The organism is Kordia antarctica, from assembly GCF_009901525.1.
Taxonomy (GTDB): Bacteria; Bacteroidota; Bacteroidia; order Flavobacteriales; family Flavobacteriaceae; genus Kordia; species Kordia antarctica.
Window position 1 is genome coordinate 5,262,542 of record NZ_CP019288.1, and the last position, 23,475, is coordinate 5,286,016.

Consider the following 23,475-nt stretch of genomic DNA (forward strand, 5'->3'; position numbering starts at 1 on the left):
AAATGTCCTTTTTCCTTTGTATTTCAGCATCAAAAGAAATCGTATTAAAAAAAAGAAACACCTAGCAAAATCCATCCAATTACTAACAATAAACCACCAAGTGGCGTTATTGGTCCTAAAAAGCGCAATTTTTTGCCTTTTGCACTACTGATACAAAATCCGTAAATACTGAACGAAAATAAAAAAATTCCTATAATAAAACACCAAGCAACGGCAGTTTGTAATGTTTCCGTAAACGAGAATTGAAACCCGATTATTAACAATACAATTGCGTGATATAGTTGGTATTTTACGCCAGTTTCAAAGCTTTTAAGTAAATCTTCTGAAAAAATTTTCTTCAATGCATGCGCACCAAAAGCGCCAAAAATAATTCCCAATGCGCCATACAGAGCGGCAATTAATAATACATAATCTTTCACACGTTTAAATTTTAGTAATTATTCAATAAAAATTTAATTATAAAATTAAGAACGTGTGTAACCACTTCGTTCTCACATTAAAAACTTTAAACACAGCTTCTTTGCAGAAGATATGTTTAAAGTTTTTAATGTTCGTTTCATAGCACAAAGGTAAAATATATTACTGATTCATCTCCATATCAGAAGTAAATTGACAGCATTTAGGCAACTCTTTATATGCAGCTTTGTCACCAGTTGCTTGCTCAGTATCGTAACCAGCGGCAGCAATTGCTTTATGCATATCTTTTTCATTTGCTTTTGCTTCATCATATGAAATAGCAATACTTTTCTTCTTTACGTCCCAATTTGCATCTGCAACACCATCTACACTTTTGGCAGCTTTTTCAATGGTAGTTTTACACATTCCGCAATTTCCACGCACGCCAAAATTTGCCATTGACAATTCTTTTCCTTGTTCAGTAGTTGTATTTACTTCAGTTTTTGTTTCGTTTTTACAACCAATTACCGCCAATGAAGCGATTACGAATACACTTAAAATTATTTTTTTCATATCTTTTAATTTATTGATTTTCTTGACTTTTTTCCAAAAATAGCTTCTTTAGATGTATCTCTATAAATAATTAACTAAAAAAATGGAAAAGAGATACTCTTTTAGACTTGTTTCGCTGTTGGAATTAAAATGTGACATACCGAACTGTTATATAACTCAACAGGAAAGTAGACTGAGGCACTCGAAATCCACAATAGAATATTCCATAAAAAAGAGCAAACCATTATAGTTCGCTCTTTTTACTGGTAAATAAGTATATGTCTTTTTAGCAGATTGGGCGTGTAGCGTAATCTACTTCGTTTGTTTTACAGCGCTCTCTTGAGTTGTATGTACATTCCGGTCCATCTTGTGTGCAAGCTATTGACTGTGGCCCTGTACCACATTGGTAATAATATCGCGTTTTCCTAGCACCGCCTATAACTCCGTCTTTATTTAAGCTTGAAACTGTAGATTTTTTAATCTGTAAGCTTTTTAGATTTTTTTTCTTCATGATTTTATAATTTTTAAGTTAGTAATATGGTTTGTGATTGATAGTATTAATTTTCAGAAAATGAAGATATATATAAACCATAACACTCAAGTACGGTTTTGCCGTAAAAAGCTATATATACAGTTGTAAATGAATGCTTTATGAATGTTAAGTTTTCAATTTATTGATCTTAGATAGCAATTAAGCACAGTTTATAAGTATCTAAAAGTAGAGATCAAACCTTGTGTTTATTACTATTCATTTCATTCTTATGGAAGATGTATCATAGTTGTTTTCGCAGTTCTGACAAATAATTATGGTTTCAGCTAGGCTAGCTTATCGAATATGTATGTATCATTAATTTTAATAAGGAAAAACATCAAAAAGTGGTTACTGAGGTGCTCGAAGCTACGCTTACAAAAAATATGCTACGCTTATAAAATATCTTCTGTCTTTTCAGATTTTTTTTCGAGATTTATATCATCAAACAGCAATGCAAGTGTCTGAAAAATTTAAAAATAAATATCGAATACAATCTACCCGATTACAGTATTGGAACTACGGACGTAATGCGGCTTATTTTGTTACTATCTGTACAAAGAATAGAACGCATTTTTTTGGACAAATTATAAGCGGAACCATGATATTATCCGAAACGGGCAAAATTGCGAATCAAAATTGGTTGACAATTCCGAAACAATTTCCATATGTAAAATTGGGCGATCATATTGTAATGCCAAATCACGTTCATGGTATTATCATTATTGATAAAAATGATGATGATCCTGTGGAGGCGCGATTAATCGCGCTTCCACAGGATCATTCCCATAAAAAATCAGGCGGTTTTGCAGGAAATAAAAATCCAATGCTGAATAATAATTTGTCAAGAATCATCCGGTGGTACAAAGGCAGAACCACATTTGAATGTAGAAAAATAGATTCCGATTTTGAATGGCAATCTCGATTTCACGATCATATAATCCGCAATGAAAAATCGTTTTCCAATATTTCCAATTACATCATCAACAATCCTGCGAATTGGAAGGAAGACAAATTTCATAAAACCCTGTTGTAGATGCGCGATTAATCGCGCATCTACAACAGGGTTTTAATATCCTTAATATACAAACCAGTATATTTCTTAATAGTTTTAATATCAAAACCATCAGCTTTCATCTTCCGAGCAATATCAATAGCTTTAGATTTCTCAGCATTCTTACGTTCATATTGTATTTTCATTTCCTTCATTTGGTCACTTTCGCGATCTTGTATTTCGTACAATCCGCTTTTGCGAAGTTCTTCCATAATGCCTTTATCCTTAAAAGAAGTAAAGCCACTTTCGGTAACAATCAAATGATCTATCACTTCAATATTAATCATCTTTCCAACCTTTAAAAGTCTGTCGGTAATATCTTTGTCGGCTGCAGATACTTTCAAGTTTCCACTCGGATGATTGTGTACCAATATCATTCGAACGGCAAGTTTATAAATTCCCATACGGAAAACATCGGGCGGCGATACATTTACACGGTTTTGCGCGCCAATAGCAATGAGTTCTACAAACAAAATACTGTTATCGGCTTTCAGTCCAACAACCCAAAAATGTTCCTGCGCTCTACGAATTTTGTTTTGTCGCAGTAGTATTTGCTGCATTACGCTATAAACGTCATGCGCATTAAGAATTGTTATCTTTTGTGTTTCGGTTAGTCGTACGTTCATGTAGTAAATATACAATAATTAAGAAAAATTATGAGCACTTAAAAAAGTGTTTCGAAATGTTTTACAATGGAATTTTGCCAACGATATGTTCACCTAAAAAAATAAACCCTTGTAAATCATAGACTTACAAGGGTTTTTGCGGAGAAAGAGGGATTCGAACCCCCGGACCTGTGACAGTCGCTAGTTTTCAAGACTAGTGCATTCGACCACTCTGCCATTTCTCCTTGAGTGTCTCATCAGGTATTCCCTGAATGCGGATGCAAATATAGAAAGCTTTTTTAATATTGAAAACAAATCACAAGGTTTTTTTAAGACTTTTTTTTGTTTCCATATATTATTAGAAACTGTATTCCATAAAATAATGTTCTAAGGCGTTGAATACATTATTTTTACAGGCTTCTTCTCATCGTCAATAGCAACAAACGTAAAGAAACCAGTTACTGCTTTTTTTCGTCCATCTTTATACATATTCTCTCTAAAAATATCTACTTGTACCACACAACTTGTATTTCCTACGGTTATCACTTTAGCTACGAGTTCAATTAAAGTTCCTTGCGGAATTGGCTCGGTAAAGTCTATTTTATCTGTGGAAACGGTGACAACTTTCTTTCTACTAAATCGGGTTGCACATATAAAAGAAGCTTCATCCATAAGTTGCAAGGCTGTGCCGCCAAATAACGTATCATAATGATTGGTCGTATTCGGAAATACGGCTTTAAAAATATGTGTTTCAGAACTTTCAATGCGTGCAAGTGTATCTGTATCCATGAATAGCGTAATTAATTTATGAAGCAATTGGTATAATTTATAGAAACACTAAGTTTTCCTTTTCTGTATTGCTTATTTTTGTTTGATAATTTATGGAATCAAAGATAGAATTTATGCAAATACTAGATAGTTTAAAATGGAGATATGCAACAAAAAAATTTGATGCAACCCGTTTTTTAACCACTAAACAACTACAAACACTCAAAGAAGCTTTTAACCTAACAGCAACTTCCTACGGATTACAGCCGATCCGTTTGGTAGTAATTCAAGATAAAGATTTACAAAAACAATTATTGCCACATTCGTGGAAGCAACGCCAAGTAATTGATGCTTCGCATTTATTAGTAATATGTATTGAGAACACTGTTGATACTGAATATATTGAATCTTATTTTGCACGTGTAAAGGAAATTCGTGATACGCCAGACGAAATTTTGAAACCTTTTAAAAGCTTCATGATTGATTCGTTTTCCAAGAAAACAGCCGAAGAACTCAAAATTTGGGCAACAAAACAAGCCTATCTTGCTATGGGAAATTTACTAACGGTTTGTGGTGCGGAACAGATTGACGCTTGCCCAATGGAAGGCTTTATTCCTGAAAAATATGATGAGGTTTTAGGTTTAAAAGCACATGGACTTTCTTCAGTTTTACTATTGCCAGTTGGTTTCAGAGCAGAAGATGATATGTTTGGTGATTTCGCCAAAGTGCGTAAGTCTATTTCAGAAAGTGTGTTGGAATTGTAATATTTTGGCAAGATTGTTGTTTTAAAGGAAGAAACATATATATTTGTTTCGCGCCTTAACACCGTATACACATGAAAAAATTATTTTTCTTAGCCGTATTTTTTATTGGATTTTCTGCATTTGCACAAGAAGAAGTAACCCTAAATTGGCTTACAGATTTTGACAAAGCCAAAAAGATTTCTAAAAAAACGAATAAACCTATTTTAATCTATTTTACGGGAAGCGATTGGTGTCCGCCGTGTAAAATGCTCAAAGAAGCGTACTTTTACACAGAAAAGTTTGAAGAAAAATCGGAAGAATTTGTGTTAGTTATGGCAGATTTACCAAGACGTACAGATATCATTACAGACAAACAACGTAAGGAAAACATAAAACTTGCATCGAAATACAATAAAAAAGGTTCGTATCCCAATATTGTAATCGTAGATTATAAAGGTAAAGAAATCGATAACATATCTGGGTTCAATATGATGCGTGATACATCCAGACATGAGAGATTTATCAATAAAATAATCGAAAACTATTAATAAGATACACATAAAAAACAACCTCTTTTCTATACTTTTGTACTAGAAAAGAGGTTTTTTAATTTGAACTCATCTTGACTTTTGTTTTTAACCGAAATTTTGTAAAATAAAGAAAAGACAAGAAAAATAATTTTGTTATTTACCAAAAACATACATAATGCCAGGATTTGAATTATTTAGTGATGCCGAACGAAAAGAAGTACATGACGTATTAGATACTGGCGTATTAATGCGCTACGGATTTGATGGAATGCGCAACGGACATTGGAAAGCAAAAGAACTTGAACGCGCCTTAGAAGCGCAATTTAACGTAAATCATGCGCAATTAGTTTCTAGCGGAACTGCGGCAGTTTCGGTAGCGTTTGCTATCACAGGAATTGGAGCAGGCGATGAAGTTATTATGCCAACATTTACCTTTGTAGCAAGTTTTGAAGCTATTATGATGCTTGGCGCGATTCCTGTTTTGGTTGATATTGATGATACACTTACGTTGGATCCCGAAGCAATTCGCAAAGCAATTACTCCAAAAACTAAAGCCATTATGCCTGTGCATATGTGCGGAAGTATGGCAAACTTAGATGAAATTAAAGCAATTTGTGACGAGCATAATTTGATTTTGGTTGAAGATGCTTGCCAAGCAATTGGCGGAACTTACAACGGAAAAGCCTTAGGAACTATTGGCGATGTTGGTTGTTTTTCGTTTGATTTTGTAAAAACAATGACCTGTGGCGAAGGTGGCGCAATTATCACAAATAACAAAAAATATGCTACACATGCCGATCATTACAGCGATCACGGACACGATCATGTTGGGAATGATAGAGGCGCAGAAACACATCCGTTTCTAGGCTATAACTTTCGAATCTCCGAATTAAATGCGGCAGTTGGTTTGGCACAAGTTCGCCGTTTGCCGGAATTTCTAAGCATTCAAAAGAAGCATTATACAATCTTGCGAGAAGCATTAGCAGACATTCCAGAAGTTGTTTTCAGAACTGTTCCTAAAGGTGGCGTTGAAAGTTATGCGTTTTTAAACTTCTTCTTGCCCGATTTAACGGTAGCTCAGAAAGTAATGGCAGGTTTCAAAGCAAACGGAATTGATGTCTGTTTTCATTATTTCGATAACAATTGGCATTACATTCGTAGATGGGAACATTTAAAAAATCTCAAATCATTATATCCGATTTCTACGGAAGTAAAAGAAGGAATGAAATATTTAGACACAAAAACATTTGAACAATCGGATCATTATATTGCCCGAAATATTTCTTGTTTAATCAAAATGTCTTGGACAGCGGAAGAAGTAAAAGCTAGAGGAGAAAAAATGCGCGAAGTGATTTTGGCTTCTTTATAAAATTTTAAATGCTAAATGTTGAATTTTAAATTGAGGAGTTTCTACCTGATAGTAATAGTTTTCTTTTTATTCTTTAGTTGTAAAGTGCAAAGAAATATTCCTGCCAAAGGATTAGAGTATAATCTAACAAAGAATATATTTAAAAAATTATCTGACACTAAAGATAAGGAAAATACTGAAATAGCCTTCAATGGAGGAATTAAGAGTTGTTTGATCTTTCGATAATATTTCTTTCAAAACGTTGGTGAAAATCGCATCAAAAAGGCGAATCTCATAGAAATTGTTGACACATTTAGTGATAATTTATATAGTGCTTATTTGCAAGTAGATACGGGAGTGTTTATCTACGAAGCATATCTTTCAAAAGACATTATAAAGCTCAAAAAAGTAAGCCTACAAGAGTTTATGAATAATAGTAGCTACGGATCTTTATCTTGTATTTTGACTAAAATGATGAATGATGATTTAGAAGATTTGTTGGACGATCATATAACAACAAACTCTCATCACAGTACATATATCAGTTGCGTAGATGGTATTAGTAATATAGAAACACAAATTTTAAGAGATAGTTGCTTCCGATCAAAATAAAATTTAAGTTTAATTATAGTAAGAAACATTTCTTGATACAATTTTCTATTGAAAATTACTCAAAGTGACGGTTTGAAATGCAAAATTTGAAATGAAAAATTATTTTCGAATAACGAATAACGAATAACGAATAACCGAATAAACAAAAAGGAGCAAAGCGACTGAAAGTCTAAAGACGAAGCAAATCTAAAAGCGCAGCGATCTATTAATAAGATATGTAATCCACAATTTCCAAGCCGTAACCAATCATTCCAACACGTTTTTCTTGATGTGTATTTGTAACTAATTTTATTTTACTAATATTGATGTCGTGCAGAATTTGCGCACCAATTCCGAAATCTTTAGCATCCATTTTTATTCTTGGAGCTTTGTATTCGCCATCGTTTTGTAAAGCTTTCAATTCTTTAATTCTACGAAGTAAATTTAACGAACTACTATCTTGATTGATAAAAATAATCGCGCCTTTTTCTTCTTCATTAATCAAACGAAACATATCATCGAGCTTCTTATTCACATTTTTGGTCAACGTTCCTAAAATGTCATCATTCACTAACGTAGAATTGATACGTGTTAACACAGGTTCGTCAGTAGCCCAACTTCCTTTTGTTAATGCAATATGCACTTGATTGTTAGTAGTTTGTAAATATGCACGCATGCGGAAATCGCCAAAACGTGTTTGTATATCGAAGTCTTCTTTCTTCTCAATTAAAGAATCGTGTTCCATTCGGTAGGCAACCAAATCTTCAATAGAAACTATTTTCAAATCAAAGTTTTTAGCAACTTCCATTAATTGTGGCAAACGTGCCATACTTCCGTCTTCATTCATGATTTCCACAATCACGCCAGCAGGTTGTAAGCCAGCCAAACGTGCAAAATCGATAGCTGCTTCTGTATGACCAGTTCTGCGCAATACGCCACCTTCTTTAGCTTTCAGAGGAAATATATGTCCTGGACGTGCTAGATCAAATGGTCTTGTGTTTGGATCAATAATTGCTTTGACTGTTTTAGAACGATCTGCCGCAGAAATTCCTGTCGTAACGCCATTTCCTTTCAAATCTACAGAAACTGTAAATGCCGTTTCCATAGGATCTGTGTTATTGCTTACCATCATATCAAGTTGCAATTCTTTACAACGATTTTCTGTCAAAGGCACACAAATTAATCCGCGTCCGTGCGTTGCCATAAAGTTGATCATTTCTGGCGTTACCTTTTCAGCCGCAGCTAAAAAATCACCTTCATTCTCACGATTTTCATCATCGACCACAATGATAACTTTTCCTTGACGGATATCTTCAATGGCTTCATGAATACTATCTAATTGTGTATTGACTTTCACTTTCGTAGTTGTGGACATGTTTTTATGTATGATTTGCTCACAAAAATAATCATTCTTGTGAAATATGATCTATGAATGGATAGTAAAGATTGATGAAAGTATCGGAAGTAGTTATAGAATACTTTTAATGTCTTGCTTGACGCGATTTCGGATTAAGAAAAAAGCAATGAAATAAAGTGGAATTCCTAAAATAGCTATAATTCCATTGAATAGTTTATTGGTAGATTCATTTCCAGTTGCATCCGTAATACTCTTTAAAAATATGTTTGTACGAATGAAATTGTATAAAAATAATACACCAAAAATCACAGCTAATACAATTAAACCAATCTTTTGCCATGATTGCAATTCCATATTGTTATTCAGAATTGGTAATGCCAATGCTGTTATTAAAAATGGCACATAGAAATACAGCGAAAGCTTTGAAGATTTTGTAAAAGCAGCATAATTTTCTTTAGCCGTTTCATACTTTTTATTCTCAAAAGCGCCCATTATTTGTAAACGTTCTTGCGTTATACCTTTTTTTGCTAGCATTTCCACAACTAGAGAACGCTCACCTTCTGTGTAATCATACTGTTGATAGTTACGAACTACATCGATTAATTGTTTATCACTTAACGAACTAAATTTTTCAGTACTTTCTTCATCACTAATCGTAATTACAGCTTTTTCGTATGCTACATCTTTTTCATCTTCATCCGTAGGTTTTACAAATAGGTTTTTCAGCGTTATAAAAAAACCAGCAAAACTAAACAATCCTTGATCAGACGTTGCGCGTCGCGTAAAGTAAATACTTAATGGCAACATAATCATTGAAGAAAGCCACGTACCGAGCCACGGAGGAATACTTCCGTCTTCTGCACTGTTTTTTCCAAAAATTCCTATAAAGTGATAGGCTAAGAATAGACAGACAGCAATAACCATAGGCAATCCAATTCCACCTTTGCGAATTATAGCTCCTAAAGGCGCGCCTACAAAGAATAGAATAATACATGCAATGGCAACTGCAAATTTGTCGTGCATGTATATTTTTTGATGATTGATTTTTTTCTCAATGAGCTCAAAACGATTTTGAGTATTTTCAAGCGTTGTACGGCGACCTTTTATGCTTGTGATGGAAATGTCTAAGGCACGTTTTTTATTTTTTAAGGAAAGAATATTTAGTGCATTATCTGATGCATTAACAGAATCTAATTGTACAATGTTAGTTGTATCTCTTTGAATAATAACAATTCCTGTACGTTTGTACATATTGTTGCCATAACCAATTTTTTCCTGATCGTACCTACGTTCGCTACCAGCTATTGTATCATATAACTGCTGTACGTTAAACATTTTATAAGTACTATGATCTGTAGCGGTTAAATCTACTTTATCAACATCACGTAAATCTATATTCATGATGTATTTGTCAAACGAAACTTTGGCGTGTTGCATGCGCAACATATCTCTTGGATCGTTCGATTTTACATCTTCATAGCGATTTCCATCGAACAAAACCATTTGTAAAATATCTGAATCAGGACGACTTTTAAGTTCCCCTTTTTTAGATTTCATTACAATCCGATTTTTCTTATCGTTAGATTTTTGATGAATAATTACATTGTCTAACAATTGATCGTTTTCGCCGTATTTATTATCTACTTTAATATTGATGTTTCCGATATCGTTAAAAACACCTTCACCAATGGCTAAAGCAGGTTTTTTCTTCGCTAAGTTTTTACGTAAGTTGTATTGTTTAAATTCTGACCAAGGAATCACATTATTACTAAAGAAGAAAGTTCCAATTCCGAGTAATACAATAAATACAATTAAGCTTCGCATGGCGCGTTGCAAGGAAATTCCTGTTGATTTCATTGCTGCAAATTCATAGCTTTCTGCAAATCGACCAAAAGTCATAATAGAAGATACTAAAATACTCAACGGCAATACTAACGGAATTAGTTTTGGCGCAGTATAGAATAGGAATTTCAAAATAATTCCTGCGTCTAAGCCTTTTCCAGCGAGTTCACCTATAAAAAGCCAAACGGTTTGTAATATAAATATGAACATAAATATTACAAACACGGTCAGGAAAGTAAAAAGGTAACTCTTTAATATATATCTATCTAATATTTTCAAGCAGACTAATCGTTTTTATCTATATAATAATCCTCGTATTTCGATGCATCAAATATAAATAAGCTTTTTGATAAAGGCAGATTAGTTTTAAAAGAATTAACAGTTAAAATGGTATTTGTACCATTTTTTCCAGATTCAATCAAGTTGTAGATGTGTTTTGTTTTAACGTCAATTCCGAGCAATACACTTTCAATGTCTGAATCTGCGTCCGTTGGCGTTAATTTAATGTATTGAATTTTTCTTCCGCTAACATCTTGTAAAAGATCCCAAACATACGTATATCCATTTTTGTAGAACGTTAGCATTTGCGATGGCGATAACGAAGTTTCATCATCATCCGCATCTGAAACAGTAACTTCTTCGTTGGCAGGAACAATTGTATACACTTTTTTAGTGTCGTATAGTTTTGTAAATCCTAAGAAATTCAATAAATATTTGTCGCCTTCAAGCGTTACATTTCCTTTAGATTCTTGCTTTGTATTTGCTTCTTTATTATTCAATTCGTATTTGAAGTCTATTTGAATATTTTTATAACTATTCACTTTGGTAGAAACTTCCTCTAATAGTTTTTTGGCTTTCTCAGCATCTTGTGCATTTGCATTAAATGCGAATGCGCTTACTAGCAACACTAAAACTAACTTTTTCATCTTATCCATTTTTTTCGTTTTCTAATAATTGTTCTAAAGCTAAAAGATCCGGAACTAGCACTTGTCGCGCTTTGCTTCCTTCAAACTGACCTACAATTCCTGCTGCTTCTAACTGATCTATAATTCGTCCTGCTCTATTATATCCAAGTTTCAACTTTCGTTGTAATAAGGATGCTGAACCTTGTTGTGCAATAATGATCACTTCCGCAGCTTGACGGAACAGTTTGTCTCTGTCTGAGATATCTATATCAAGACTTATGCCACTTTCTTCACCACTATATTCAGGTAATAAATATGCATCTGGATATGCTTTTTGCGCACCAATGAAATCTGTAATTTTTTCTACTTCTGGTGTATCTACAAATGCACATTGTATCCGAATTAAATCGTTTCCTTGTGTGTATAACATATCTCCACGACCAATTAATTGATCGGCTCCAGAATTATCCAAAATGGTACGTGAATCTATTTTCGACATTACACGAAATGCAACTCTGGCAGGGAAATTCGCTTTAATCATTCCTGTAATTACGTTTACAGAAGGTCTTTGTGTGGCAATAATTAAGTGAATTCCAATAGCACGTGCTAACTGCGCCAAACGTGCAATTGGTACTTCTACTTCTTTTCCTGCCGTCATAATTAAATCAGCAAATTCATCAACAACTAAAACAATATATGGCAAAAACTTATGTCCGTCATTCGGATTTAGTTTTCGTGCTTTAAATTTTGTGTTGTATTCTACAATGTTACGACAGAGTGCATTTTTTAGCATATCATATCGATTGTCCATTTCAATACAAAGTGAATTTAGCGTATTAATTACTTTAGAATTGTCTGTAATAATAGCTTCTTCCGAATCGGGAAGTTTTGCCAAGTAATGACGTTCTATTTTGTTGAATAAGGTGAGTTCTACTTTTTTCGGATCGACCAAAACAAATTTCACCTCAGCAGGATGTTTTTTGTAAAGAAGCGAAGTTAAAATACAATTCAGCCCTACCGATTTTCCTTGCCCAGTTGCTCCAGCCATTAGTAAATGTGGCATTCTGGCTAAATCGACTACTAAAGTTTCGTTGCTAATCGTTTTACCAAAAGCAATTGGCAACTGCATTTCTGCTTCTTGAAACTTCTTGGAAGCAATTGCAGAACGCATGGAAACAATAGCAGGTTTTTTGTTTGGAACTTCAATTCCGATCGTTCCTTTTCCTGGCATTGGCGCAATAATTCGAATTCCTAATGCGGCAAGTGACAATGCAATATCGTCTTCTAAGTTTTTAATTTTTGAGATTCGAACGCCAGCTTCTGGAATTATTTCATACAGCGTTACTGTTGGTCCAACAGTTGCTTTAATGCTTGCAATTTCTATTTTGTAATTACGAAGCGTCGTAACAATTTGGTTTTTATTTTCTTCTAATTCTTCTTGATTAATGGTAATTGAACTTCCACTAGTATAATCTTTTAATAACTCAATCGTTGGAAAGCGGAAGTTTCCGAGTTCTAGTTTTGGGTCAAATTCTCCGTGTTCTTTTACAAGTTTATCAGACAAGTTTTGTGCAACTGTTTTTTCTTCGACTATTTCTTCAACTTTGATTTCTGTTTCTTCTTCGTCTTTCGGAATTTCTACTTCGAAGGAAGCATCTTTCTTTTCTTTTGTTCTATCGGAATGATTTTTTATAGTTGGTTGAAGATTTTCTACGGATAATTCAAATTCAGATTTGTCTACTTCCGTTTCAGACTTTTTGCCTGTTGCTTCTTCAATCGTAGCATTTTCGGGTGTTGTTTCAGTTGAAGTTTCTTCTTTCAAAGTTGGTTCGGCAGTTGCTTCATCAGTTTCGAAATCGTCTTTTAGTGCGGTTGCTTTCTTGTTGAAATATTCCGTTACACTTTCTGGCGTAAGCCTTAAACGTAAAACAGCATACGTGATTGCGCCAAATAATAAGAGCAATCCGACACCAATTTTACCAATATAATCTTGCAAGAAAGCGTTTGATTCAAAACCAATAGTTCCGCCTAATAATGGAACTGAACTGAAGAAGAATCCTGAAAAGATAGAAATCCAAATGACGATGATACTTCCCCAAAACCAATTGTTGAATAGTTTTTTTTGTGAACTTAGAAACAGGTTTAATCCTGAACGAAACAGCAATCCAACAAATATAAGTGAAGCAATTCCGAATCCTTTGTAGATAAAGAAATGGCTAATATTTGCGCCAAATTTCTGCATCCAATTTTTTGTTTCGGATGCGCGTGTAAGTTGTCCTAATTCGCTTTGATCGGCTTCCCAAGTAAAGAAAAACGAAATAAAGGCAATGAAGAGCGCGACTGCAAATAACATGAGCAAACTTCCCAGTACAATTCTGTGTTGTTTGGTCAGTGTAAAATCAGGTTTTTTGAATTTCGGTACTCTAGGAGTTTTGTTGGTTTTCTTTACGGGTTTTTTCTTTGCCATTCAGGAATCGCTATTTACTGCAAAAATACAAATTACGCTTAATCTGCAAGATATTTAAAATTAATCTTTAAGCGAAAAGTTTTTTCAGTAATTACGCGCTTTTATAGCGAAAAGGAGTGATGTTATGCTATTGTAGAAGTTTCTGAACAGTTGGAAACCTTATTGAAGATGGAAATTGCTGCCTTGAAAACATGTGTGTGAAAAGAAAAAAGCGGGATTTCTCCCGCTTATAATTTCTAGCTATCAGCCTGACAAGCAGCACTTAATAAATCACAGTTTATAATACCGCACGTATTCTTTATTGGACCTACACAGCCTGTATTAGCGCAACCAATTAAAGTTTTAATTGCTCCACCTTTTACATTGTTTTCTAAATTAGAAATTGATTTCTTGTTTAAATCTAAACTTTTTAAATTTCTTTTTTTCATGGTATTAAGTTTTTAGTTAATAATGAAACAAGGTAGAAAGAATTTCTTGTATTAAAAATTTAGAGATGTCGCGATTTATAAATTATAACGACATATTTTAAGGAATTGTTGAGTAAACAGAAGCCTTTAAAGGATTTTTTGGTAGAAAGTTGAAAGTGGAGAGTTAAAAGTTAAAAGTTAAAAGTTGAAAGTTGAAAGTTGAAAGTTGAAAGTGGGAAGTGAAAAGTGGAGAGTTAAAAGTTAAAAGTGAAAAGTGAAAAGTTGAAAGTGAAAGTTAAAAGTGGATAGTGAAAAGTTGTTATGCTAACTATTTTTAAAAGCTAAATGTTATTAACCGTATAACACTCAAACTTCAATTATAAATAATTTTAGTTGGACATTAATAATTTGTAGCTGAAAAAAAATATAGAAGAACGTTGATTTTAAGAAAGTATAAGGGTTTAGTAAACACAGTATGAATACTAAACCCTTTTGATTTTAGTTTATTGGACACTGCATTGATTCGCAATCTTCATTTGTCCATCTAGTTACACAAACAATAATAGAATGCCATAACGTTTTTGAAGCTGCTTTTCCTCCTTGTAAATTACCAGTTTCTAAGTTACTAACGGTCGTCTTTTTCAATGATAAATTTTTTAGTGATCTTTTTTTCATACTATTAAATTTTATGATTTATAATTAAACCAAGTTATAACAAAAAGAAGAATAAAAAATAATCAGTAGTCGTGATTTATGAATCATAACGACAGTTTTCAAACTATTTTTTGAAGATAGATGAAGCACTTTTAAATTCGTTTGAATGTGCGATGATTGAAATATATATAAAGAAAAACTAGCTAAAAAAATGCTTCTTAGCTAGTTTTGAGAGTAATGATGATACAAGTTCCTTTTATATTTTAGTAAATAAATAGAACTTGAATTTTCTTAAAGAAATTTACTTGTCGTTTCCTATTGTACACGTATATATAATTCCACATGTTGGATGTGGTGGTCCAACACAGCCAGTCGCAAGAGGACATTCTTTATAAGTCTGAATAGCTCCTCCTTTCAATGCATTTTCTAAATTAGAAATTGATTTTTTGTTTAAATCTAAACTTTTTAAATTTCTTTTCTTCATGATTAAAGTTTTTAAGATTAATAATGAAAACAAGATAGAAAGAATTTATGATGTTTAAAACTAAGAATTGTTAGAATTTATAAATTAACACAACAACTTGTTTGCTAGTTATCAGTACGTTGAAGCTTTAAAGTATTTTGGGAAGATAGATGAAGCAACCTATAATTACAGCCGCAACTGCAAATATGAAAACTGCGCCAGCCGCTAAATCTTTGATTAAACCAATTTTTTTATGATGTTCAGGATGTATGAAATCGGCAATTTCTTCAATAGCTGTGTTGATTCCTTCTAGGCTCATAATGAGTCCGATAATAAGAATTTGTACAATCCATTCTGTTTTGGAGATTTCAAAGTAAAATCCAGCAATGGTAATTAACACGCCAATAAAAAACTGTGCTTTTACACTGGCTTCCGTAGTAATGAGCAGATATGCGCCTTTAAACGCATATCCGACTCCTTTTATTCTTCCTTTAATGAATTTAATCATCGAGTAATGCTTCTAAAGCTCCTTTGTAATTTGGTTCGTCTACAATTTCAGAAACTTGTTCTGTGTATTTTACAGTTCCGTTTTCGTCTAATACAACAACAACGCGAGAATGCAATGTTTCTAATGGACCGTCAACGAAATTTAATCCGTAATCTTTTCCAAAGCTTCCATTTTTATAGTCTGAAAGATTCACTACATTTTCTAAACCTTCCGCACCGCAAAAACGAGCTTGTGCAAATGGTAAATCGTGTGAAATGCAAACTACTTTTGTGTTATCTAATTCGCTTGCTTCTTTATTAAAGGTGCGAACAGACATTGCACATGTTCCAGTATCAATACTTGGAAAAATGTTTAAAACTACTTTTGATCCTTTAAAATCAGATAGTTTTTTTGTAGATAAATCGGTTGCTGTTAATGTAAAATCTGGAGCTTTTGTTCCAACTGCTGGTAAGCTACCTGATGTATGAAATTTGTTTCCTTTTAGTGTTACTGATGCCATTTTTTTAGGTTTTAGTTACAAGTAGTAAAAATACACAATAAAGACTTTTATAAATAACACTTGGGAAAATTTTATCAAAATAATTTTAAACTATTAAGATTTTAAGTTTTAATAGTCAAAAACTATTATGAAATAGTAACAATCAATTTTTTTAGTTTAATTTTTAGTAAATTAGTAGCTATATTTAAGACTAATTAAAATCTAAAAAATATACTCAATGGAAAATAACGCTAATTCAAATAATTCTCATAAAGCAGAAATGGCTGATCTTAATGATAGCTCGGCAAAATGTCCTTTCTTGAGTGGAACTCAAAAAAAGAGTGCTGGAGGTGGAACGAGTAATCGTGATTGGTGGCCAAATGAATTAAAATTGAACATTTTACGTCAGAATGCTTCAAAGAATGATCCATTAGGTGATGATTTCGATTATGCGAAAGCTTTTAATAGTATTAATTATGATGAGTTAAAGAAAGATGTTATTCATTTAATGACAGATTCTCAAGATTGGTGGCCAGCAGATTATGGTCATTATGGAGGATTTATGATTCGTATGGCTTGGCATAGTGCAGGAACATACCGTGTTGGAGATGGAAGAGGAGGAGCAGGAAGTGGAACACATCGTTTTGCACCATTAAATAGTTGGCCAGATAATGGAAACCTAGACAAAGCAAGGTTATTACTATGGCCTGTTAAAAAGAAATATGGAAATAAAATCTCTTGGGCAGATTTAATGGTACTTGCAGGAAACTGCGCATTGGAATCTATGGGATTCCCAACAGTTGGTTTTGCTGGAGGTCGTGAAGATGTTTGGGAACCAGAACAAGATATTTATTGGGGAAGTGAAACAGGATGGTTAGACAATGATGAACGATATGATACGAGCGATGGCGATTTAGAAGGTCACTTAGGTGCTGTACACATGGGATTAATTTATGTAAATCCAGAAGGTCCAAACGGAGTGCCAGATCCATTGAAATCTGCACACGATATAAAAATCACTTTTGGTCGTATGGCAATGAATGATGAAGAAACGGTAGCCTTGGTTGCTGGTGGACACACATTTGGAAAAGCACATGGTGCTGCAGATCCAGGTGAATATGTTGGAGTAGAACCGCATGGAGCATCTATTGAAGAAATGAGTACAGGTTGGAAAAACACATTTCAATCTGGTGTTTTAGATGATGCAATCACAAGTGGAATTGAAGGTGCATGGACACCAAATCCAATACAGTGGGATGCAGATTATTTCGAGGTATTATTGAATTATGATTGGGAATTAACTAAAAGCCCTGCAGGAGCGCATCAGTGGACGCCTACTGCAGCGTCAAATGCAAGAAGAGCACCTAAAGCTGGTGGTAACGGAACCCAAGCCTTAATGATGACTACTGCAGATATGGCTTTGAAAATAGACCCAACTTACAGAAAAATCTCAGATCGTTTTCATAAAGATCATAAAGCATTTGAAGATGCATTTGCACGTGCTTGGTATAAACTAACGCATCGTGATATGGGACCAATTTCTCGATACCTTGGTCCAGAAGTTTCGAAAGAAGAGTTATTGTGGCAAGATCCTGTACCAACTGTTCATTATACATTGAGCGAAGCAGATATTTCTACGTTGAAAAATATGATTTCAAATTCTGGTTTAACGGTTTCTCAATTAGTAACTACAGCTTGGGCTTCGGCATCAACCTATAGAGGTTCTGACAAAAGAGGTGGCGCAAATGGAGCACGCTTACGTTTAGAGCCACAAAGGAGTTGGGAAGTAAACAATCCGACAGAATTAAATAAAGTTTTAACTGCTTTAGAAAGTATTCAAAACGAATTTAGCGGAACTATTTCTATGGCTGATCTAATTGTATTAGCTGGAAATGTTGGTGTAGAAAAAGGCGTTAAAAATGCTGGACATTCTATAAGTGTTCCTTTTACACAAGGTAGAGGAGACGCATCACAAGAACAAACAGATGTAGAATCTTTTGGATACTTAGAACCTATTGCTGATGGATTTAGAAATTACATGAATTCTAAATTAGATGTAGCTGCTGAAGATTTATTAGTAGATCGTGCAAACTTGTTAACACTTTCTATTCCAGAAATGACAGCTTTAGTTGGTGGTTTGCGTGTATTAGGAGCAAATTACGATGGTTCTAAAAATGGCGTATTTACAGCTACTGTTGGAAGCTTAACGAACGATTTCTTTACAAATCTTCTCGATTTTTCAATTACTTGGAAAGCAGCGAATGCTGAAGAAAAAGAATTTATAGGACGCGATCGTAAAACTGGAGCGATGAAGTTTTCAGGAACAAGAGCAGATTTAATTTTTGGCTCAAACACAGAACTTCGCGCTGTTGCAGAAGTATATGGAGCAAACGATGGACACGAAAGATTTGTCAAGGATTTCGTTGCAGTTTGGGCTAAAGTAATGAATTTAGATAGATTTGATCTCGCATAAAACTAGCATTCTTATATAATACAAAAGCCTCTTCAATTTCTTGAAGAGGCTTTTTTTTTCACAGATGTTACTTTGATTCTATGTATCTATTGAACCTAACACACGTTTCATAAAACTATTCAATGCTTCTTTTTTGGGAGTTCCATCTTTTACCATTTTGTCAACTTCTAGCGCTCCATACATATTTGAAATCAATTCGCCAATAACATCCAATTCTTCATCTTTTAATGAAGGAACTTCCGTTAATGCTTCTAAAGTTTCAATCGTTTCAATGATATAATCTTCATCATTTTCTTCAATGAAAGTAGTCAAATGTTTAATTACGGGTAATTTCATTGAAAATTTATTTTTCATTTCCGTAAAAACGGAAATCTTATTATAATTCTTAAGCTACTTCTGTAACCATTTCTTTTAATACGTCAAACTTGTTGGTTTGTACTTGCGTCTTGAATGCTCCGCCTTTAAAAGCAGCAAATGTTGGTAAATTATCTACCGTTGCTAACTTTCTAGATGCTGGAAACTTCTCTGCATCTACCAATAAAAAAACTGCATTTTCATTTTCAGAAGCTAACTTTTTAAATTTTGGCTTCATAATTCTACAATTTCCACACCAAGTAGCAGAATATTGTACAAAAACGATATCGTTTTCAGCAATTACTTCCGCCAAGTTATCTTGTTCTAATTCCTTTACCATCCTATTATTAGTTTAAGTGCGCTGCTAAATATTCAGCAGTTCCTTTTGCATTAGGTTTCATCGCTGTTTTTCCTTCTTCCCAGTTTGCAGGACAAACTTCTCCATTTTTCTGAACGTGTGTATACGCATCAATCAAACGTAAAAATTCGTTCACGTTTCTTCCAACTGGCATATGGTTAATTCCTTCATGGAAAACCGTTCCTTCTTCGTCCATTAAATACGTAGCTCTATATGTTACGTTGTCTCCTTCAACTTGTACAGTTCCAGTTTCTTCGTCGTATACTTCGTTTGTAATATCAAGAATACCTAAAATGCTAGATAAGTTTCTGTTTGTATCTGCTAATAATGGATACGTTACACCTTCAATTCCTCCGTTATCTTTTGAAGCATTTAACCATGCAAAATGTACTTCTGGAGTATCACAAGATGCACCAATTACAATGGTATTTCTTTTATCAAATTCTCCTAAAGCTGCTTGAAATGCGTGTAATTCTGTTGGACATACAAAAGTGAAATCTTTTGGGTACCAGAATAATAAAACTTTTTTCTTGTTATTTATTGCTTCTTCTAAAACATTTAATTTGAAAGTATCTCCCATTTCGTTCATTGCATCAACGTTTAAATCTGGAAATTTTTTTCCTACTATAGCCATATTATATTTATTTTTTATGTGTGATTATTTTTCTGGTGCAAATATAAATAGGACCGTACGCAGATTCTTGTAAACAAAATTTTAATTCCTTATTAAGCAATAGAGAACGCCTATACTCATAATTTTATGAAATAAGTTTAGCTTATGGAAATAAAAAAACCTTGAATAACGTAATGTATTCAAGGTTTTCTTTTCTTTATGTAGTTAAAACTATGTTGTTTTTGTCGCTAATTGCTTGATTTTGATTTTGAAAGCAGCAAACAATAAAGTTGTAAATGGACTTAGCCAGTTAAAGATGGCGTAAAAGAAATATTCGCCAACGCCAACACCTAACACACCTGATTGATACGCTCCACAGGTATTCCAAGGAACTAATACGGAAGTAACTGTTCCTGCATCTTCAAGTGTACGACTTAAGTTTTCTGGCGCTAAGCCTTTGTCTTCATATGCTTTTTTAAACATTTTCCCAGGAACTACAATCGCTAAGTATTGATCGGACGCTGTAATATTTAATGCCAAACAACTTGCAACCGTACTTGCAAATAATCCAAATACTGTAGTTGCTAAACTTAATAATGCTTTACTGATTCGCGCCAACGCGCCAATTCCGTCCATTACGCCACCAAAAACCATAGCGCAAATTATTAACCAAATAGTTCCTAGCATTCCTTTCATTCCGCTAGAACTAAATAAATCGTTGAGTTCGGCACTGCTTGTTTCTACGGAAGTATCAACTGTCATAGCATTTAAAGTGGCAAAATAGGCAGATTGTAAAAATCCTGTTGGTTCAGCATTTATGGTAATGGAACCAATAACTTGTCCGTCTTTCAACACATTTGCCGTTTGTGTAAATGTTTCTGTAAATTTTTTATCGGATTTAGGTAAATTTAATAAGATTGGCTGTGAAAGTGTTATGTTGCTCTCGTTTCCAACCAACTCATAAGTTCCTGGAGTTTGATAATTATTGTTTGATCGTTGACTGAATCCGTCATCGCCTTTCCAAGTGATTTGATCTTTAAATTGTTCTGGAATGGTGGATATGTCATATTTCATTCCATTTGTCCAAATGATAGACGTTTGAAATAAGATGGCAAATAATCCTCCTAAAAGCGTTCCAATCATCAATGCGATTAATGGTGGCGTTTTTCTAATAATTAAGAAAATTACAATTGCAGGAACTAAAAATAGCCAAGGTGTAATATTAAAAGCTTTGTCTATGGCGGCAAGTTTGTCTGTAATGTTAGGTGTTCCAACGGTATCAATATTTAATCCAATAATAATAAAAGCGATCAAGGTTACAATGATTGTTGGAAACGTTGTATATGCCATATACTTTATGTGCGCAAACAATTCTCCGCCAGCCATTGTTGGTGCTAAGTTGGTTGTATCGCTCAATGGCGACATTTTATCTCCAAAATATGCTCCAGAAATTACAGCTCCTGCGGTCATTCCTGCGCTAATTCCCAATGTATTTCCTATTCCTATTAAAGCAATACCAACCGTTGCAGAAGTTGTCCAACTACTTCCTGTGGCAATCGAAATAATTGCACAAATCACAACACATGCAGGCAAAAATATTGTAGGATTTAGTATTTGTAAACCGTAATAAATCATGGAAGGAATCACGCCACTTATGAGCCAAGTTCCTGCTAATGAGCCTACAAAAAGTAAAATTAATAATGCGCCTGTAGTCGATTTTACATTTTCGGCAACCTCATCTAGCATTTGTTTATAGGTAACTCTATTGAAGAAACCAACAATAGCAGCGACTGCGGCACCAATTAATAATATAAACTGATTACTTCCGCTCAAGGCATCATCTCCATACACATACACGTTGAACGCCAACATGATAACCAACACAATTACGGGAATTAACGCTTCCCAAATATTCAATTCTTTATTTTCAATAATATTTTCGTCTTGTGGTTCTCTTGGCTTAATATCTTGACTTTCCATAGTAGTTTTGGTGTGGTTATTTTTGCTAGCGTAATGTTACGATTTTGTAAATTACTATGCAAATCAATTTGGTTGCTTACATTTGCGAACTTATAATTGATAGTAATTTATGGATTCATTAACGCAAATTGTATTAGGAGCCGCTTGTGGAGAAATCGCAATGGGGAAAAAGATTGGTAACAAAGCGTTATTGTTTGGAGCAATTGGTGGAACAATTCCAGATTTAGATGTTTTTATAGGCAATTTGATTTACAGCAATAAAATTGATGCGATGCTTTTTCACAGAGGATTCATGCATTCCATGTTTTTTGCAGTGTTAGCCGCCTTTCTACTAGGATTTTTGATGTATAAATTATATGATAAAGGAAAACGAAAAGATACAACGACTCGAAAAGATTGGATCTGGCTGTTTTTCTTGTCAATTTTTACGCATCCTTTATTAGATTGCTTTACAGGATACGGAACGCAATTATTTTTACCATTTAGCGATTATCGAGTGGCGTTTAGTAACATTTCAGTAGCAGATGTTGCGTATACAGTTCCGTTTTTAGTGTGTTTGATAGTGATGATGTTTTTCAACCGAAAAAACCCCAAACGAAAATTGTGGTTGAAACTAGGCTTGGGAATCAGTTCTATATATATGTTATTCACGATTGGAAACAAATTTTATATCAATTCTGTATTTGAAAAATCGTTAGCCGAAAAAGGAATTGATTATCAGCGTTATAATACAGAAGCTTCTATTTTGAATAATGTGTTATGGTTTGGAATTGCGGAAACAGAAACGGAATATCATGTGGCTTTTTATTCGTTGTTTGATACGAAAAATGTATTTACCGAATGGAAAGTGTTGCAAAAAAATCACGATTTGATTCCGAAATCGAATCCCGATTTGGCAAGACTGGCTTGGTTTAGCAACGATTATTATAGTCTTTCAGAAAATGAAGATGGCACTTATTTATACAATGATTTACGCTATCCATTAGTTGATATGGGCAATGGAAGTAAACCTGTTTTTAGCTTCAAACTCTATAGAGATGGAAATCGATTCGATATGAAGACTTATGTGCATGATTTTGAAAGAAACACTACTATTTGGGATGTTTTGGCTGCTTTTTGGGAACGGATTAAAGGGAAATAGTTTTTTTGGTTTATGAGTTTATGAGTTTATGAGTTTATGAGTTTATGAGTTTATGAGTTGTGCACTTCGGTTTCGCTCGGTGTGAAAGTTTAGCAGTGTTTGTATTGTAAACGTTTCTTCGAGTGGTTTTTTGTAATGAAATGAAGAAAAATTGCACTTCGGTAAACTCAGCAGAACTATGGAGAAGTACTTTGTTCACAGCAACATTGAAAAATTACTTTCGCCACGAATTCACAAATTTTTCTGTTCAATTTTGTCATTCCAGCTTGACTGAAAATATATTCCAAACTTTAGTTTCATAATGAAAAAAAGAAGTGCATTATCGTCTCTAATTCTAACAGTCTAAGCAAGTCCAAAAA

General features: G+C 33.8%; 24 protein-coding genes and 1 tRNA gene. 7 read left to right on the plus strand and 18 right to left on the minus strand.

The window, feature by feature from the left end; translation table 11 throughout:
- Nucleotides 1-44: 44 nt before the first annotated feature.
- Both IMCC3317_RS22150 and IMCC3317_RS22155 read right to left on the minus strand, forming a co-directional pair.
- Nucleotides 45-419 carry a DUF423 domain-containing protein gene (locus IMCC3317_RS22150; RefSeq protein ID WP_160131649.1) on the minus strand — a complete coding sequence of 125 codons (375 nt, stop codon included), beginning with the start codon at nucleotides 417-419 and terminating at the stop codon, nucleotides 45-47.
- Nucleotides 420-579: 160 nt separating this feature from the next.
- Complete coding sequence (locus tag IMCC3317_RS22155; RefSeq protein ID WP_160131650.1) at nucleotides 580-969, minus strand: heavy-metal-associated domain-containing protein; 390 nt, start codon at nucleotides 967-969, stop codon at nucleotides 580-582.
- A 968-nt stretch (nucleotides 970-1,937) separates the two neighbouring features.
- Here IMCC3317_RS22155 and IMCC3317_RS22160 point away from each other — a divergent pair.
- Nucleotides 1,938-2,513, plus strand: coding sequence for a transposase (locus IMCC3317_RS22160; RefSeq protein ID WP_228054878.1), 576 nt, complete (start codon nucleotides 1,938-1,940; stop codon nucleotides 2,511-2,513).
- A gap of 20 nt (nucleotides 2,514-2,533) precedes the next feature.
- Here IMCC3317_RS22160 and IMCC3317_RS22165 read toward each other — a convergent pair whose 3' ends face one another.
- From IMCC3317_RS22165 to IMCC3317_RS22175, 3 genes are all read right to left on the minus strand, one after another.
- Entirely contained in the window at nucleotides 2,534-3,157 is a 624-nt protein-coding gene (locus IMCC3317_RS22165; protein WP_160131652.1) for a JAB domain-containing protein, read from the minus strand.
- Between the two features lie 139 nt (nucleotides 3,158-3,296).
- Nucleotides 3,297-3,381: transfer RNA gene (locus IMCC3317_RS22170), tRNA-Ser, on the minus strand.
- 142 nt (nucleotides 3,382-3,523) lie between these two features.
- Entirely contained in the window at nucleotides 3,524-3,925 is a 402-nt protein-coding gene (locus IMCC3317_RS22175) for an acyl-CoA thioesterase (RefSeq protein WP_160131653.1), read from the minus strand.
- A 113-nt stretch (nucleotides 3,926-4,038) separates the two neighbouring features.
- Between IMCC3317_RS22175 and IMCC3317_RS22180 the strand changes: the two genes are divergently transcribed.
- The 4 genes from IMCC3317_RS22180 (at nucleotide 4,039) to IMCC3317_RS22195 (ending at nucleotide 7,137) form a co-directional block, all read left to right on the plus strand.
- Nucleotides 4,039-4,668, plus strand: coding sequence for an NAD(P)H-dependent oxidoreductase (locus tag IMCC3317_RS22180; RefSeq protein ID WP_160131987.1), 630 nt, complete (start codon nucleotides 4,039-4,041; stop codon nucleotides 4,666-4,668).
- Between the two features lie 71 nt (nucleotides 4,669-4,739).
- Entirely contained in the window at nucleotides 4,740-5,195 is a 456-nt protein-coding gene (locus IMCC3317_RS22185) for a thioredoxin family protein (protein WP_160131654.1), read from the plus strand.
- Nucleotides 5,196-5,352: 157 nt separating this feature from the next.
- The gene (locus IMCC3317_RS22190; RefSeq protein ID WP_160131655.1) at nucleotides 5,353-6,546 is read left to right on the plus strand and encodes a DegT/DnrJ/EryC1/StrS family aminotransferase; all 1,194 of its coding nucleotides are present in this window, start codon (nucleotides 5,353-5,355) and stop codon (nucleotides 6,544-6,546) included.
- 318 nt (nucleotides 6,547-6,864) lie between these two features.
- The gene (locus tag IMCC3317_RS22195) at nucleotides 6,865-7,137 is read left to right on the plus strand and encodes a hypothetical protein (RefSeq protein ID WP_160131656.1); all 273 of its coding nucleotides are present in this window, start codon (nucleotides 6,865-6,867) and stop codon (nucleotides 7,135-7,137) included.
- 205 nt (nucleotides 7,138-7,342) lie between these two features.
- Here IMCC3317_RS22195 and ribB read toward each other — a convergent pair whose 3' ends face one another.
- From ribB to tpx, 9 genes are all read right to left on the minus strand, one after another.
- Complete coding sequence (gene ribB / locus IMCC3317_RS22200) at nucleotides 7,343-8,491, minus strand: 3,4-dihydroxy-2-butanone-4-phosphate synthase (RefSeq protein ID WP_160131657.1); 1,149 nt, start codon at nucleotides 8,489-8,491, stop codon at nucleotides 7,343-7,345.
- 93 nt (nucleotides 8,492-8,584) lie between these two features.
- Entirely contained in the window at nucleotides 8,585-10,594 is a 2,010-nt protein-coding gene (locus IMCC3317_RS22205; RefSeq protein WP_160131658.1) for an LptF/LptG family permease, read from the minus strand.
- A gap of 5 nt (nucleotides 10,595-10,599) precedes the next feature.
- Nucleotides 10,600-11,241 carry a LolA family protein gene (locus tag IMCC3317_RS22210; RefSeq protein WP_170293866.1) on the minus strand — a complete coding sequence of 214 codons (642 nt, stop codon included), beginning with the start codon at nucleotides 11,239-11,241 and terminating at the stop codon, nucleotides 10,600-10,602.
- Between the two features lies 1 nt (nucleotide 11,242).
- A complete protein-coding gene (locus IMCC3317_RS22215) occupies nucleotides 11,243-13,687 on the minus strand; it encodes an FtsK/SpoIIIE family DNA translocase (protein ID WP_160131660.1) in 2,445 nt (814 codons plus the stop codon).
- Nucleotides 13,688-13,923: 236 nt separating this feature from the next.
- Nucleotides 13,924-14,115 carry a hypothetical protein gene (locus tag IMCC3317_RS22220; RefSeq protein ID WP_160131661.1) on the minus strand — a complete coding sequence of 64 codons (192 nt, stop codon included), beginning with the start codon at nucleotides 14,113-14,115 and terminating at the stop codon, nucleotides 13,924-13,926.
- A 477-nt stretch (nucleotides 14,116-14,592) separates the two neighbouring features.
- Nucleotides 14,593-14,769 carry a hypothetical protein gene (locus IMCC3317_RS22225; protein ID WP_160131662.1) on the minus strand — a complete coding sequence of 59 codons (177 nt, stop codon included), beginning with the start codon at nucleotides 14,767-14,769 and terminating at the stop codon, nucleotides 14,593-14,595.
- 280 nt (nucleotides 14,770-15,049) lie between these two features.
- Nucleotides 15,050-15,232, minus strand: a complete 183-nt coding sequence (locus IMCC3317_RS22230; RefSeq protein WP_160131663.1) for a hypothetical protein — start codon at nucleotides 15,230-15,232, stop codon at nucleotides 15,050-15,052.
- A gap of 127 nt (nucleotides 15,233-15,359) precedes the next feature.
- Nucleotides 15,360-15,719 (minus strand): diacylglycerol kinase, encoded by a 360-nt coding sequence (locus IMCC3317_RS22235; RefSeq protein WP_160131664.1) that lies wholly within the window; start codon nucleotides 15,717-15,719, stop codon nucleotides 15,360-15,362.
- The gene (gene tpx, locus IMCC3317_RS22240; protein WP_160131665.1) at nucleotides 15,712-16,218 is read right to left on the minus strand and encodes a thiol peroxidase; all 507 of its coding nucleotides are present in this window, start codon (nucleotides 16,216-16,218) and stop codon (nucleotides 15,712-15,714) included. Before tpx ends, IMCC3317_RS22235 begins: the two co-directional genes overlap by 8 nt.
- A 217-nt stretch (nucleotides 16,219-16,435) precedes the next feature.
- Between tpx and katG the strand changes: the two genes are divergently transcribed.
- Nucleotides 16,436-18,670, plus strand: a complete 2,235-nt coding sequence (katG, locus tag IMCC3317_RS22245) for a catalase/peroxidase HPI (protein WP_160131666.1) — start codon at nucleotides 16,436-16,438, stop codon at nucleotides 18,668-18,670.
- 78 nt (nucleotides 18,671-18,748) lie between these two features.
- Here the strand turns inward: katG and IMCC3317_RS22250 are convergent, their stop codons facing one another.
- The 4 genes from IMCC3317_RS22250 to IMCC3317_RS22265 form a co-directional block, all read right to left on the minus strand.
- Complete coding sequence (locus IMCC3317_RS22250; protein WP_160131667.1) at nucleotides 18,749-19,006, minus strand: DUF6952 family protein; 258 nt, start codon at nucleotides 19,004-19,006, stop codon at nucleotides 18,749-18,751.
- 49 nt (nucleotides 19,007-19,055) lie between these two features.
- Nucleotides 19,056-19,364 carry a thioredoxin family protein gene (locus IMCC3317_RS22255; protein WP_160131668.1) on the minus strand — a complete coding sequence of 103 codons (309 nt, stop codon included), beginning with the start codon at nucleotides 19,362-19,364 and terminating at the stop codon, nucleotides 19,056-19,058.
- 7 nt (nucleotides 19,365-19,371) lie between these two features.
- A complete protein-coding gene (locus IMCC3317_RS22260; RefSeq protein ID WP_160131669.1) occupies nucleotides 19,372-20,016 on the minus strand; it encodes a peroxiredoxin in 645 nt (214 codons plus the stop codon).
- A gap of 210 nt (nucleotides 20,017-20,226) precedes the next feature.
- Complete coding sequence (locus IMCC3317_RS22265; RefSeq protein WP_160131670.1) at nucleotides 20,227-21,975, minus strand: Na+/H+ antiporter NhaC family protein; 1,749 nt, start codon at nucleotides 21,973-21,975, stop codon at nucleotides 20,227-20,229.
- 109 nt (nucleotides 21,976-22,084) lie between these two features.
- Here IMCC3317_RS22265 and IMCC3317_RS22270 point away from each other — a divergent pair, with 109 nt between their 5' ends.
- Nucleotides 22,085-23,116, plus strand: a complete 1,032-nt coding sequence (locus tag IMCC3317_RS22270) for a metal-dependent hydrolase (RefSeq protein WP_160131671.1) — start codon at nucleotides 22,085-22,087, stop codon at nucleotides 23,114-23,116.
- Nucleotides 23,117-23,475 lie beyond the last annotated feature (359 nt).